This is a genomic window from Haloechinothrix sp. LS1_15, from assembly GCF_033042135.1.
In the GTDB taxonomy this organism is placed as follows: domain Bacteria; phylum Actinomycetota; class Actinomycetes; order Mycobacteriales; family Pseudonocardiaceae; genus Haloechinothrix.
Genome location: NZ_WBXM01000010.1, coordinates 129,831 through 143,173, shown reverse-complemented (window position 1 = coordinate 143,173; position 13,343 = coordinate 129,831). Strand labels below are relative to the sequence as shown.

The 13,343-nt window shown below is 68.3% G+C and carries 12 protein-coding genes; 8 read left to right on the top strand and 4 right to left on the bottom strand.

The window, feature by feature from the left end; genetic code table 11:
* Both F8178_RS15895 and F8178_RS15890 read left to right on the top strand, forming a co-directional pair.
* The coding region (locus F8178_RS15895; protein WP_317495588.1) for a glycosyl hydrolase family 18 protein at window positions 1-1,031 on the top strand (1,031 nt) is incomplete at its 5' end.
* Window positions 1,032-1,124: 93 nt separating this feature from the next.
* Complete coding sequence (locus tag F8178_RS15890) at window positions 1,125-1,898, top strand: lytic polysaccharide monooxygenase (RefSeq protein ID WP_317495587.1); 774 nt, start codon at window positions 1,125-1,127, stop codon at window positions 1,896-1,898.
* Window positions 1,899-2,046: 148 nt separating this feature from the next.
* Here the strand turns inward: F8178_RS15890 and F8178_RS15885 are convergent, their stop codons facing one another.
* From F8178_RS15885 to F8178_RS15870, 4 genes are read right to left on the bottom strand one after another with little or no spacing between them, the layout of a single operon-like run.
* On the bottom strand, window positions 2,047-3,492 hold the full coding sequence (locus F8178_RS15885) for a glycoside hydrolase family 3 N-terminal domain-containing protein (protein WP_317495586.1): 1,446 nt from the start codon (window positions 3,490-3,492) through the stop codon (window positions 2,047-2,049).
* Complete coding sequence (locus tag F8178_RS15880) at window positions 3,489-4,340, bottom strand: carbohydrate ABC transporter permease (protein ID WP_317495585.1); 852 nt, start codon at window positions 4,338-4,340, stop codon at window positions 3,489-3,491. The genes F8178_RS15885 and F8178_RS15880 overlap by 4 nt, the downstream gene beginning before the upstream one ends.
* Window positions 4,337-5,356 (bottom strand): sugar ABC transporter permease, encoded by a 1,020-nt coding sequence (locus F8178_RS15875; RefSeq protein WP_317495584.1) that lies wholly within the window; start codon window positions 5,354-5,356, stop codon window positions 4,337-4,339. The genes F8178_RS15880 and F8178_RS15875 overlap by 4 nt, the downstream gene beginning before the upstream one ends.
* Complete coding sequence (locus tag F8178_RS15870; protein ID WP_317495583.1) at window positions 5,353-6,636, bottom strand: extracellular solute-binding protein; 1,284 nt, start codon at window positions 6,634-6,636, stop codon at window positions 5,353-5,355. Before F8178_RS15870 ends, F8178_RS15875 begins: the two co-directional genes overlap by 4 nt.
* 172 nt (window positions 6,637-6,808) lie before the next feature.
* On the opposite strand from F8178_RS15870, the gene F8178_RS15865 reads away from it, so the two are divergent.
* The 6 genes from F8178_RS15865 to F8178_RS15840 all read left to right on the top strand — a co-directional run bounded on the left by F8178_RS15865 (window position 6,809) and on the right by F8178_RS15840 (window position 13,221).
* On the top strand, window positions 6,809-7,996 hold the full coding sequence (locus tag F8178_RS15865) for an ROK family transcriptional regulator (RefSeq protein ID WP_317495582.1): 1,188 nt from the start codon (window positions 6,809-6,811) through the stop codon (window positions 7,994-7,996).
* A 68-nt stretch (window positions 7,997-8,064) separates the two neighbouring features.
* The gene (locus tag F8178_RS15860; protein ID WP_317495581.1) at window positions 8,065-9,390 is read left to right on the top strand and encodes a glycosyltransferase 87 family protein; all 1,326 of its coding nucleotides are present in this window, start codon (window positions 8,065-8,067) and stop codon (window positions 9,388-9,390) included.
* A 207-nt stretch (window positions 9,391-9,597) separates the two neighbouring features.
* On the top strand, window positions 9,598-10,791 hold the full coding sequence (locus tag F8178_RS15855) for a 5-(carboxyamino)imidazole ribonucleotide synthase (protein ID WP_317495580.1): 1,194 nt from the start codon (window positions 9,598-9,600) through the stop codon (window positions 10,789-10,791).
* A gap of 8 nt (window positions 10,792-10,799) precedes the next feature.
* Window positions 10,800-11,339: a 5-(carboxyamino)imidazole ribonucleotide mutase gene (gene purE, locus F8178_RS15850; RefSeq protein ID WP_317495579.1), complete on the top strand. Its 540-nt coding sequence runs from the start codon at window positions 10,800-10,802 to the stop codon at window positions 11,337-11,339.
* 149 nt (window positions 11,340-11,488) lie between these two features.
* Window positions 11,489-12,628, top strand: a complete 1,140-nt coding sequence (locus F8178_RS15845; protein WP_317495600.1) for an acyl-CoA dehydrogenase family protein — start codon at window positions 11,489-11,491, stop codon at window positions 12,626-12,628.
* 125 nt (window positions 12,629-12,753) lie between these two features.
* The gene (locus F8178_RS15840; protein WP_317495578.1) at window positions 12,754-13,221 is read left to right on the top strand and encodes a DoxX family protein; all 468 of its coding nucleotides are present in this window, start codon (window positions 12,754-12,756) and stop codon (window positions 13,219-13,221) included.
* The last annotated feature ends 122 nt before the right edge of the window (window positions 13,222-13,343 follow it).

Below are 13,343 nucleotides of genomic sequence, written 5' to 3'. Positions count from 1 at the left end.
CGGTGACCGGTCTGGCGGCTGATACCAGCTATGAGTTCGCGGTTGTGGCGGTCAACGAGGCAGGAGAGTCCGGCCCGAGCAACACGGTCACCGCCACCACCCAACCCCGCGGCGAAGCACCCGACGACGGGCTGCCGGAGCGGTTGCTCACCGGGTACTGGCACAACTTCGACAACGACTCCACCGTGCTGCGCCTGGCAGACGTGCCGAGCGAGTACGACATCGTCGCCGCCGCGTTCGGTGTGGAGGATCGCGAGGTTCCCGGTGGGGTCGACTTCGCCGTCTCCGACGAGGTTTCCGACGGGATACCCGGTGGCTACTCCGACGCTGACTTCATCGACGACGTCGCCGAGCTGCAACAGCGGGGTACCGCGGTGATCCTGTCGGTCGGCGGGGAACGCGACAACGTGCGCGTGGATACCCAGGAGCGGGCGGACAACTTCGCCGACAGCCTGTACGGGCTGATGGACGAGTTCGGCTTCGACGGGGTCGACATCGACCTGGAACACGGTATCGAGCCGACCTACCTGACCTCGGCGATGCGGCAGCTGTCCGACCGGGTCGGTCCCGAGCTGGTCATCACCATGGCACCGCAAACGCTGGACATGCAGTCCACGACCAACGATTACTTCCGGTTTGCGCTGAACATCAAGGACATCCTTACCGTCGTCAACACCCAGTACTACAACTCGGGCTCGATGAACGGCTGTGACGGCAACGTTTACGCGCAGGGCAGCGTGGAGTTCATCGCGGCGCTGACCTGCATCCAGCTGGAGAACGGGCTGGATCCGGAGCAGGTCGGTGTGGGCTTGCCCGCGACACCGTCGGCGGCAGGCGGAGGTTACGTCGATCCGTCGGTGGTCAACGACGCGCTCGACTGCTTGGCCACCGGCCAGAACTGTGGCGACTTCACACCACCCGATGTGTACCCCGAGATCCGGGGTGCGATGACCTGGTCCATCAACTGGGACGCCACCAACGATTACGCCTTCGCCGAAACCGTGGCGCCCCACCTGGACACGCTTCCCTGAGCGTGGCGGCAGAAAGGCACCATCATGCGTCATCGAATGACACGAACAGCATCACGTACATCGTCACATGCGGCCGTACGTACCGGGCTCGCGATGCTCGCGGGTACCGCGACGGCGGCCACCCTCGCGCTCCTCGGCGCCCCCGCGGCCTCGGGACACGGGTACACCGACGATCCCATCAGCAGGCAACTGCACTGCGCCGAGGGCAATGTCGAGGACTGCGGTGCCATCCAGTGGGAACCGCAGAGCGTGGAGGGCCCCGACGGCTTCCCCGAAGGCGGTCCCGCCGACGGGAAGATCTGCGCGGGCGGCAACGAGCACTTCGCGCCGCTGGACAACCCGCGCGGCGGCAACTGGCCGACCCAGGAACTCGAAGCGGGCGCCGACCACGAGTTCCGCTGGTCGTTCACCGCGGCGCACAGCACCGAGAAGTTCGAGTACTTCGTCACCAACGACAGCTACGATCCGCTCGAACCGCTTACCAGGGACATGCTGGAGCCGGACCCGTTCGAGACGGTGCCGTTCGAAGGGCGGCCGCCGTTCGAGCACTCCCACACCTCGCGGTTGCCGGGGAACAAGGAGGGCAGGCACCTCATCCTGGCGGTATGGACGGTGGCCGACACCGATAACGCCTTTTATGCCTGCCACGACGTGGTGTTCACCGGCAACGGTAACGGGACGGATCCCGGCGATCCCGAGCTTCCGGAGTGCGATGCGGCTGCCTGGGACGCCGAGGCGACGTACCAGAGTGGCGACACGGTCAGCCACGGCGGCGCGGAGTACCGCGCCCGGTGGTGGACACGGGGCACGGAGCCGGGCTCCGGAGGGTCCTGGAGCGTCTGGGACTTCCTCGGCAACTGCCGATGACAGCAGCTGCTGACAGCAGTCGCTGACAGCTACGACGAGTGCGGCGAGATGGGGGCGGGTCGCCGGTCACGGCGACCCGCCCCCATTCCCCCAGCCCCCATTCCTTTCGATCCCGGCTGACCGGGCCGCTGCGAGCTGTTCTGTGCCGCTACGAGGTGGTCAGGTACTCCGCCGCGGCTTTCGCGTTGACGGTCGCCGCCCCGTGCGTGGCCAGGTACGCGGCGCAGTCCGGGCGCCACACGGGAAGGCCCATCTCCACGACCGTGGTGTCCGGCCGGGCGCTGACCAGCCCATCGATCAGCCGCCGGGCACTGGGGTGGCGGTGCGCATCGCGCACCGCCACCACCAGCGACCCGTCCCGGAGCCGGGGGAGCAGCGTCTCGGGTGTGATGTGGTCGGGGTCCACCCGAACCGCCTTCGCTCCGGGAAGCCAATCCGCGATCCCCCACGGAAGCTCCCCCGCTGCCACCGAGGCGGGTGTCTGGAGCTCGACCACGACCGGCGTGCGCGCCATCGCGGGGGAGCCCGTCACCCGTAATGCCCTGCGGGCCGCGGCGAGGCCGACCGAGTCGTCGACTTCAGCCCGGCCCGCTCCCGCGAGCCAGTCGCGTAGCCGCGACAGCCTGGCGCCTGCTTGCTCCAGCCTGTCCACGGGCAACGCGTCCTGCTGTACGGCGGCCACGATGGCGCTCGCGGTGTCCTGGATGACCTCCGGTCCCTGGACCGCGCCGAGGCAGAGTAGGTCGGCACCCGCTGCCAGCGACAGCACGGCGCCGCGGGTGATACCGACGGTCTCGCTGATCGCCCGCATCTCCAGCGCGTCGCTGATCACCACGCCGTCGTAGCGGAGCCGGTGGCGGAGCAGGCCGTCGATGGCCGCCGCCGACAGCGTGGCTGGTTCGTGTCCGGTGAGCTGCGGGACCCGGACGTGGGCGGTCATGACGGCCTTGGTGCCCTCGTCGATGGCCGCACGGAACGGCGCGAGCTCCCGTGAGCACAGCAGCTCGCGATCGATGTCGACGGTCGGCAGCTCGTGGTGCGAATCCTGGTGGGTGGCGCCGTGTCCGGGGAAGTGCTTCACACAGGCGGCCACCCCTGCCTCCTGCAGCCCGCGAACCGCTGCGGCGGTGTGCCTGCTGACCAGCGCGGGATCGGATCCGAAGGAGCGGGTGCCGATGATCGGGTTGTCGACCGCGCTGTTGACGTCCCCGCTGGGCGCGAGGTTGAGGTTGATCCCGGCGGTCGCCAGCTCCGCACCGAGCGAGCGGTGCACCCGACGGGTCAGGTCGGTGTCGTCCACCACGCCGAGTGCGGCGTTGCCTGGGTAAGGGCTGCCGGTGGCGTGGGCGAGCCGGGTGACGTCACCGCCCTCCTCGTCGATGGCGACCAACGGGTCGGCATCGGACCGCAGTGTGGCCGACAGCGTAGCGAGCTGGCCGGTATCGGTGACGTTGCCGTTGATGGCGAACAGACAAACCCCGCCGAGCCCGCTGTCGAGGGCGACTCGCAACCAGCCGGGCACCTCGGTTCCCTGGAACGGCGCGAGCAGCGTTCCCATGGCCATGCGCAGCAGGGCCGGATCGGTTGCCGTCACCCTTTCACCGCCCCGGCCACGAGGCCCGCGACCATCCTCCGCTGCACGAGCAGGAAGAAGATGATCACGGGAATGGTCATGATCGTCGACGTTGCCATGACACCTCCCCAATCGGTTCCCTCACGGGCGACGAACCACCGCAGCGCCACCGGCATGGTGTAGCCGCTCTCGTCGGCCATGAGCGTGAATGCGAATACGAACTCGTTCCATACGGTGATGAACGAGAAGATGCTGACCGCCACGAGGCCGGGTGCCACGAGGGGGAACAGGATCGAGACGAAGGTCCGGAACCGCGAGGCCCCGTCGATCGCGGCGGCCTCTTCGAGTTCCCTCGGCACCGCTGCCACGAAGGTGCGCAGCATCCACACCGCGAACGGCAGGGTGAAGGCGATGTTGATGATTACCAGGCCGAGCAGGCGGTTGGTCAGTTCCGCGTTGCGGGCCATGACGAACAGCGGGATCAGCAGCGCCTCGTGCGGCACCATCTGCACGATCAGCAGCATGATGAGGAAGGACGCGCGGAACCGGAACTGGAATCGGGCGACCGCGATGGCCGCGAGCAACGCCGTCAGCGACCCGAACAACACCGCGCCCAGCGCCACGACGGTACTGTTCCGCAGGTAGATCCACAGGGACGTGTTGCCGATGCCCTGGGTGAAGATCCCCTCGAAGTGGCTGAGGGTGAACGTGCTCGGGAACAGCACGACGTCCGTGGTGAAGATCTCCGCGTTGACCTTGAAGGCGGTCGAGACCATCCAGTACACGGGAAAGATCGCGAACAGGATCACGATGACCGCGGCGCCGTTGAGGGCCAGCCGGTTGGTCCGCTTTCTGAGAACCGGGTTCATCGCAGGTCCTCCTGCCGGACGATCTGCCGGACATACGCCACGGTGATGACCATCAGGATCGCCGTGAGCACGATCGCGATCGCCGAGCCGAGGCCCATCCTGGGTGGTGAGCGGAAGGCTTCCGCGTAGGCGTACAGCGACAGGTTGAACACGTCGGGGTTCCCGATACCGCCCGCGAGAACGTGGAGTTGGGTGAACACCTTGAAGTCCCAGATGATCGACAGCACCAGCAGCACGGCGAAGACGGGCTTGAGTAGCGGGAACGTGACGTTCCAGAAGCTGCGCCAGGCTCCGGCCCCATCGACGCGCGCGGCCTCGAACAGCTCGGCTGGGATGCTCTTCAGGCCCGCGAGCACCGAAACCGCGATGAACGGGAAGGACTGCCACACCACAGCCAGCGTCAGCACGAAGTACAGCGGGAGGGGATCAAGGAACCAGGTGTAGCCCGACCAGTCGGTGCGGCCGAGCAGCGTCCCGGTGAGCCAGTCGGGCATCCGGTTGAGCACCCAGTTGGCCACCCCGCCGTTCTCGTCGAACAGCCACCGCCACACCGTGGCCACCGACATGTGCGGCATCGCCCACGCCAGCATCGCGGAGATGATGACGGTGGTCGACATCACCCGCCCGAGCCGGTGGATGAGCAGGCCAACCAAGGTGCCGAGCACCAGGGTGAGCGCGACGGCGACTGCGGCGAAGGCGAAGGTGTTGCGCAGTGCCTGCCAGAAGGTGTCGGAGGTGAGGATCTCGGAGAAGTTGTCCAGGCCGACGGATTCCGCGGGTTCGCCTCGCACCTCCCGGAGACCGACATCCTGAGTGGACATCACGGCCATGCGGTACAGCGGGTAGAGCAGCAGGCCCGCGATGATCACTAGGGTGGGGCCGAGCAGCAGGTACGGCGTGAGCCGCGACGTCAGCCGGTACCTGCGTGCCCGCTTGGCCGTGCTGTCCCGACTCCCCGGGGAGGGGGTGCTCGCCCCGCCCCGGGGTTCCGTGGAGGGTTTGATCGTCCGAGTCACCGGTTGAGCGTCTCGTCCATCTGCTCGGCGGCCTCGGCGGTCGCCTCCTCGACCGACTTCTCGCCGCGGATGATGTTGCGCAGCATCTCCTGCACGACGGTGTCCTCGACCTGAACCCAGTTCTCGTTGACCGCGTACGCCTTGCCGAGCGGCATGGCCGCGGCGAACGGGCCCATCCAGTCGTCCTCCAGATACTCGTCGTCGGCCAGCAGCTCAGGGTATGTGGGCAGCAGGCCCGCGATCGGCGCGTACTCGGTGACCTTCTCCTTCGAGGCGAGCAGCTGGATGTACTCGAACGCCAGGTCGTGGTGCTCGGAGTCGGCCCATACTGCCAGGTCGTTCCCGCCCGCGAACTGCGGTGCGGAGTTGCCGTTGCGCGCAGGCAGGGTGAACGAGCTGATCGCTTCCTCGTCGAGGTCCTCGTTCGCGTCGGTGATCACGCTCTTGGCCCAGGCCCCGTCCACGAACATGCCCACCTGGTCATTGGCGAACAGCCGGGAGATCTCCACCGAATCGCGGGTGACCGCGGACTCCGGGGCAACCCCGTGTTCGGTGACCAGGTCGGTGTACCACTCGACGGCCTCCCGGCTGGCTGGCGAGTCGAGCTCCGAGACCCACTCGTCGCCGTCCTCGACGACGATCTCACCGTCGTTGCCCCAGATGAACGGGGCGAGGGCGTGCATGGCGTCGGAACCGCCGTTGATCTCGAACCCGCTCGCGTCCTTGTTCTCGCTGATCGTCTGTGCCGCATCAAGCAGCTCGTCCCAGTTCGTCGGCACGTCGATGTCCAGCTCGTCGAACCAGTCGGCACGGTAGACCACGGCGCGGACCCCGCCGAGCCACGGCACGGCGAAGGTCTGGTCGTCGATCGTCTCGTTCTCCCACAGGTTCTCCGGGATCTCCTGTCCCTCGTCCCATTCGGCGACCTTGTCGGTGATGTCCGCGAGCACGCCCTGGTTGGCCCAGGTGACCACCTGGGTGTTGCCGATCTCGGTGACGTCGGGTCCCTCGCCGCCCGCAGCCGCCGCCTGGAACTTGGTGTCGACGTCCGGCCAGGGAACCCACTCGACGTCGACGGCGACGCCGTGTTGCTCCTCGAACTCCTCGCCGACCTGGGCCATGAACTCGTTGTGCGCGTCGTCCGGCGGACCGAGCCGCCAGACCGTGATCTCGTCAGGTGCTTCGTCGTTGCCGTTCGCCGCATCGTCGGCCCCGTTGCCGCAGGCCGTGGCGATGAGGGCGATCCCGGCCGACAGGGCTGCATACTTGATGAACTTCACGTGAGGATCTCCTTCCCCGCCCGGATACTGTCCCGGTGCCCTGTATGTGGTCCCCCGATGGACGGAAACTAACAGGAAAGTTTACTAAATAATAGGGTATGTTGGGTCCGTTAACGGATCGAGATAGAAGCTCGTTCGAGGATCGACCTACGGAGGAAAGGGGTCTGTACCGATGCCGGCCCGCCCTGGCACGCCGACGCTGCTGCGCGAGATCAACGACCGCACGGCGTTGGAGCTGTTGCTCGTCTCCGGTCCCCTCACCCGCGCCGAGCTGGGTGAGCACACCGGCCTGTCGAAGGTCACCGCCTCACAGCTGCTGTCACGCCTCGAAGCCAGGGGGCTGGTTCAGGTGGTCGGAAGCAGGGCAGGTGGTCGCGGGCCCAACGCGGCGCTCTACGGGGTGGTGGCCTCCTGCGCGTACGTCGCCGGGCTGACGATCGGTCCCGACAGCGTCACCGCGGGCATCGCCGACATCACCGGCGATATCGCCGTCGAGGTGACCGTCGATCCCAACGGCGCGGACGAGCCGGTCCGAGTGGTGCACGACGCGGTGGACAAGGCGGCTCGCTCGGCGGGGATCTCCTTCTCCGATATCCGGGTCTTCGCGATCGGCACCCCAGGCATGGTGGATCCGCGTACCGGTGATGTGCGGTTCTCCTTCGACCTACCCGCCTGGCACGAGGGCGTGCTCGACTCGCTCCGTAACGACCTCGGCAGGCCGGTCATGATCGAGAACGACGTCAACCTGGCGGCACTCGCTGAACGGTCCGTCGGGGCCGCGACCAGAGAGAGCGACTTCGCGCTGTTGTGGCTCAGCGTCGGCCTCGGTCTCGGAGTGGTGATCGACGGCGAACTGTACCGGGGGCGTTCCGGCGCCGCGGGTGAGGTCGGCTACCTCCCGGTACCCGGCGCGCCCGCGCCGGTCACGGTCGCCGAGCCACGCAGCGGTGCGCTGCCGACCATCGGCGGGGCATTCCAGGCCCTGGCAGGCGGCGAGACCGTGATGTCGCTGGCCGCCGAGCACGGATTCGACGCGCCCACCCCGGGCGCTGCGGTGGAGTGGGCCGTCACCGGCGGAGAGTCCGCCGAACCACTGCTCGACGAGCTGGCAGGCCGACTGGCCGTCGGTGTCGCGTCGATCTGCGTGGTGCTCGACCCCGGACTCGTCGTGCTGGCGGGCGAGGTCGGCCTGGCCGGTGGCGAGCAGTTGGCCGCCAGGGTCCAGCGGCGGGCCGCCGCGATGTGCCCGAACCCGCCCAGCGTGGTGGCAAGCCAGGTCGAGGCGAACTCGGTGTTGCGGGGAGCCGTGCTTGCCGCCGTCGAGCGAGCCCGCGGAGAGGTGTTCGCCGGTCCGGAGTGAGGCACAGCGGGACCGGCGGGTACCTGCCGGCCGTAGTGCCGCGCGGACGGTGGGCCACACTGGATCGCGTGAGGCACCCGATCGGACCATCGTGGTCACCCAGTCCACGGGCGGCTGTTGTCCTGACCGCCCTGCTGCTGTTGGTAGTGGCCATCGCGGTCGCGGGGTGGCTGCACGACTGGCGGCTCGGTGTCGACAGTGCTGTGTACCGGGCGGGTGCGGTGGCATTGCTGTCCGGCGATCCGTTGTACGACTCGATGAGCCTGCCAGCCGAGCCGTGGTGGGCGCTGCTGCCGTTCACCTACCCGCCGCCTGCCACGGTGCTGTTCCTGCCGCTCACACTGCTGCCCGTGCAGTTGGCATGGGGGGCGATGGCCGTGCTGTCGATCCTCGCGCTGGCGCTGTCGATCCGGGTCACGCTCGGCAGTCTGCCCTGGCAGCGCGACCTCGAATCCTGGTACGGGCGGTGGGGGGCGACTCCCGCTGCGGTGACCGTGCTGTTCACGGTCGCGCTGCTGGCGATCGAGCCGGTCTGGCGCACCATTGCGCTCGGCCAGGTCAACCTCGTACTGATGGCCGTGATCATGCTGGACGTGCTCGTCCTTGCCGCACGCGACCACCGGCTCGGTGGAGTGCTGATCGGGCTGGCGGCCGCGGTCAAGCTCACCCCGCTGATCTTCATCCCGCACCTGGTGCTGACCGGCAGGGTGCGGGCGGCCGTACGGGCGGCGGTGACGTTTCTCGTCCTGCAAGCGGTGATGGTGGCTGTGATACCGCGCGACGCGGTCCGGTTCTGGGGCGATGCGGTGATCGATCCCGGCCGTACCGGTCCGATTCACTGGGCGGGCAACCAGTCCATCAACGGGGTGGTGCACCGCCTCACCGAGCTGGCGCCGTGGTCCTTCGCGGTGAGCGTCGTGGTCGCTGGCGTGGCGGCGGTGCCTGCGGTGTGGTTGGTGCGTCGTTTCCACCGCGACGGCCAACCGCTACCCGCGCTGCTGGTGACGGCGTTTTTCGGGCTGCTGGTCTCGCCAGTGTCCTGGTCACACCACTGGGTGTGGGCGGTGCCGCTGATCGTGGTACTGGTCGCGCGACTGGGCCGCCCAGTACAGGTGCGCACCCGCCATCGGTGGCAGGCATTCGGCGTGATCGCGGTGTTCACCAGTTGCGTGCTGCTCGTGCTCCCCAACGGGCGCAACCTGGAACTGCACTGGAGCTGGTGGCAGCATCTGCTCGGCAGCGCCTACGTGGCCGTGCCGGTGGTGGTCGCGCTGGTGCTGCTCGGCACCGGGCTCCGGCTCGGCCGCTCGCTGTGGGTCCCGCTGGGCCTTCGGGTCCCGCGGGGCCGCGCACCCACCCGCGACGCCGGGATATCCGGCGGTGGGCGTGGGTGACGGGCTCGCCGCCGGGATACCGCGCGCCGCGCGAGCGGTGTGGTGTCAGCCAGGTCGCATCGGGAACCCGCCGATGCGCGGTACCCCGGAGCCGCTGGATACAGTGGGGCTTCGCGCCGGGCGCCGTACGGGTGCTCGCGCGGCGGTGCGTACGAGCAGCCACGGTCGGGTCAACAGGACGCCAGACAAGAGGGATCGTTCGGGAAGATGGATAGGTACACGGGTCTCCCGGTGGTCGGCATGGTCGGTGGTGGGCAGCTGGCGCGTATGACGCACCAGGCGTCGATCGCGCTCGGCCAGTCCCTGCACGTGCTCGCTAAGGGGGAAAGCGATTCCGCTGGCCTGGTGGCAGGCACGGTCGTCACCGGCAGCCACACCGACCTCGAGGCGCTGCGCTCGTTCGCCGCCGAGGTCGACGTGGTGACCTTCGATCACGAACACGTGCCGAACGAGCACCTCCAGCAGCTCGTCGAGGATGGATACACGGTGCGGCCAGGCCCGTACGCGCTGCTGCACGCCCAGGACAAGCTGGCGATGCGGCGCAAGCTGGCCACGCTCGACTGCCCGGCGCCGAGCTTCGCCGCCGTCACCGAAGCAGGCGATGTCACCGCGTTCGCGCGGGAACACGGCTGGCCGGTGGTGCTCAAGGCCGCACGCGGTGGTTACGACGGCAAAGGTGTCTGGGTCGTCGAGAACGCCGAGCGCGCCGAGGAGCTGTTCGCCGAGCTCGCCGACGCGAAAGTGGCGCTCCTCGTCGAGGAGAAGGTCCCGATGCGGCGGGAACTGTCCGCGCTGGTCGCGCGGTCGCCGTTCGGCCAGGGCGCGGCCTGGCCGGTGGTGGAGACGGTGCAGCGCGGGGGCATCAACACCGAGGTGCTGGCGCCCGCCCCCGGCTTGACAGAGGCAGCGGCACATGAGGCGAAGTCGCTTGCCCTGCGCATCGCCGCCGAGCTCGACGTGGTCGGCGTGCTCGCCGTCGAGCTGTTCGACACCGACGACGGGGTGGTGGTCAACGAGCTGGCAATGCGGCCCCACAACTCGGGGCACTGGACCATGAACGGCTCGGTCACCTCGCAGTTCGAGCAGCACCTTCGCGCGGTGCTCGACTACCCGCTCGGTGTCACCGACGCCGTGGCGCCCGCCTGTGTGATGGCCAACGTGCTCGGCGCCACGGAATCACCAAGGATGGGAATCGACGAGCGGGTGCACCACCTGTTCGCGCGGTTTCCCGACGCGCGCGTCCACCTGTACGGCAAGGAAGAGCGTCCAGGGCGGAAGCTGGGTCATGTGAACGTGCTCGGCAGCGACATGGCTGGCCTGGCCGAACGCGCGAGGCTCGCCGCGCACTGGCTGGCGCACGCGGAATGGCCCGACGGGTACCGGGTCCACGAGAGGGAGTGAGGGCGGCGATGTCGACGGCGGACTCGGCAGGGAACCAGGCAGCGGCGCATGCCGTGCGGGTCGGTCTGATCATGGGCAGCGATTCGGACTGGTCCGTGCTGGAGGCTGCGGCAACGGCACTGGACGAGTTCGGCCTCGGCTACGAGGTCGGCGTGTATTCGGCGCACCGCACCCCGCAGCGCATGCTCGACTACGCCAGCCAGGCCGCCAACCGGGGCATCGGTGTGATCATTGCGGGCGCGGGCGGCGCCGCGCACCTGCCCGGCATGGTCGCGGCCGCCACCCCGCTGCCGGTGATCGGCGTGCCGGTGCCGCTGCGGCATCTCGACGGCCTCGACTCGTTGCTGTCCATCGTGCAGATGCCCGCGGGAGTGCCGGTGGCCACCGTCTCCGTCGGAGGCGCGCGTAACGCGGGATTGCTCGCGGTGCGCGTGCTCGCCGCGAGCGATCCCGTGCTGCGGGACCGCATGGTGGGATTCCAGGCCGACCTCGAGCAGCAGGTGCTCGCCAAGGACGCCGCGCTGCGCAGCAGGCTCGACGAGCGATGAGCGCCCGGTTCGGGCGGGTCGGATATGTGACGAATCGCAACTGCCGTCCGCGGTGAACGAGCGATAACATCGAGGGAGTAGTGAACGGGCGATAACATCGCTACGGCGGTTCGTGGATGAGGTGACTCACTGTGGCGGATGACCTTGGGGTGTACCAGCTCGCCGAAGAGCACGAGGAACTGCGATCGGCCGTGCGGGACCTCGCGGCGAACGAGATCGCCCCGTACGCGGCCGACGTCGACGAGAACGAGCGGTATCCCACCGAGGCTGCCGAGGCGCTGACCAAAACCGGTTTCAACGCGGTGCACATCCCCGAGGCCTACGGCGGGCAGGGCGCCGATGCCCTCGCCTGCGACATCGTCATCGAGGAAGTCGCCAGGGTATGCGCCTCCTCCTCGCTCATCCCCGCGGTGAACAAGCTGGGCACCATGAACCTCGTGCTCGGTGCCTCCGAGGAGCTCAAGAAGCAGGTGCTCGGCGACGTGGCCGCAGGGGCAACGGCCTCGTACGCGCTGTCCGAGAGGGAGGCGGGATCCGATCCGGCTGCCATGCGCACCAAGGCCGTTCGTGACGGTGAGCGGTGGGTGCTCAACGGCACCAAGTGCTGGATCACCAACGCGGGGGAGTCCACCTGGTATACCGTCATGGCGGTCACCGACCCGGATGCCGCGAACCCGGCGAACGGCATCTCCGCGTTCGCGGTTCGCTACGACGATCCCGGTTTCTCGATCGGGCCGAAGGAGCGCAAGCTCGGCATCAAGGGATCGCCGACCAGGGAGATCTACTTCGAGGACTGCGCGGTACCGGCGGAGCGGATGATCGGTGAACCGGGGCAGGGACTCAAGCTGGCCTTCCGCACCCTCGACCACACCAGGCATTCCATCGGCGCCCAGGCGCTGGGCATCGCGCAGGGTGCGCTGGACGCTGCGGTGTCCTATGTGACCGAGCGGCGGCAGTTCGGTAAGGCCATCGCCGACTTCCAGGGCGTGCAGTTCATGCTGGCGGACATGGCGATGAAGGTCGAGGCCGCGCGGCACATGGTCTACAGTGCAGCGGCCAAGGTCGAGCGCGGTGATGCCGACAAGTCCTTCGCCTCCAGCGCGGCGAAGACGTTCGCCTCGGACACGGCGATGTCGGTGACCACCGACGCCGTCCAGCTCTTCGGCGGTGCGGGATACACCCGGGACTTCCCGGTCGAGCGGATGATGCGGGACGCGAAGATCACGCAGATCTACGAGGGCACCAACCAGATCCAGCGGATGGTCATGGCCCGACACCTACTGAAGTAGGGGATCGGCACCTCGGGTGGACACTTTTGGTGCATGTTCACCTGAGTGTCACGTCCACACTGGCGCCATACGGTACGGTGCGTGCAACTCATCCACAAGCCCACCGGCTGTGAAGGAGGCGCACGATGTACGGGCGTATCCAGGATCTCGCCGCACTCGTCGGCCGGATCGGTATCGCCGTGGTGTTTCTCGCCTACGGTATCGACAAGTGGGAAGCGGGCATCGACGCGACCGCTGATTCGATGGCGGAGTTCGGGGTGCCGCTGCCGACGGCCGCCGCGATCTTCCTGATGATCGTCGAGGTGGTCGGCGCGATCCTGTTCATCATCGGGTTGCTGTTGCCGCTGGTGGGGATCGGCTTCGCGGTGATCGGTCTCGGCGCGATCTACTTCGTGCAGCTCGACGCCGGCCTGATGGGAGGCTACGACTTCGAGCTTGTGCTGGCACTCGCCGCCCTCGGGCTCGGTTTCAACGGCGGGCGGATCTCGCTCGATCGGCTGATCTTCGGTCGCGCGCGCGAGAAGCGCAAGGCCGAAAAGGAGGAACCGGCGGCGCCGTCCCAGCCGGACAAGCCGCAACAGCCGCCGGAGTAGGCACGGTGGCATCCGGCGAGTGACGAGCCCGATCGAGGTGCGCGCTGCCCGATGCCCCTACGGCCGGGACGGGCCGTTCGTCGGGTGTTAGGCCGGATGTCTCAACCTGGCTACGCTGTTCG

Bases quoted from the DNA above. Each gene is read 5' to 3' on its own strand.
- F8178_RS15890 (WP_317495587.1), top strand. From the start codon at position 1,125: ATGCTCGCGGGTACCGCGACGGCGGCCACCCTCGCGCTCCTCGGCGCC.
- F8178_RS15880 (WP_317495585.1), bottom strand. From the start codon at position 4,340: ATGAACCCGGTTCTCAGAAAGCGGACCAACCGGCTGGCCCTCAACGGC.
- F8178_RS15865 (WP_317495582.1), top strand. From the start codon at position 6,809: ATGCCGGCCCGCCCTGGCACGCCGACGCTGCTGCGCGAGATCAACGAC.
- F8178_RS15855 (WP_317495580.1), top strand. From the start codon at position 9,598: ATGGATAGGTACACGGGTCTCCCGGTGGTCGGCATGGTCGGTGGTGGG.
- purE (WP_317495579.1), top strand. From the start codon at position 10,800: ATGTCGACGGCGGACTCGGCAGGGAACCAGGCAGCGGCGCATGCCGTG.
- F8178_RS15840 (WP_317495578.1), top strand. From the start codon at position 12,754: ATGTACGGGCGTATCCAGGATCTCGCCGCACTCGTCGGCCGGATCGGT.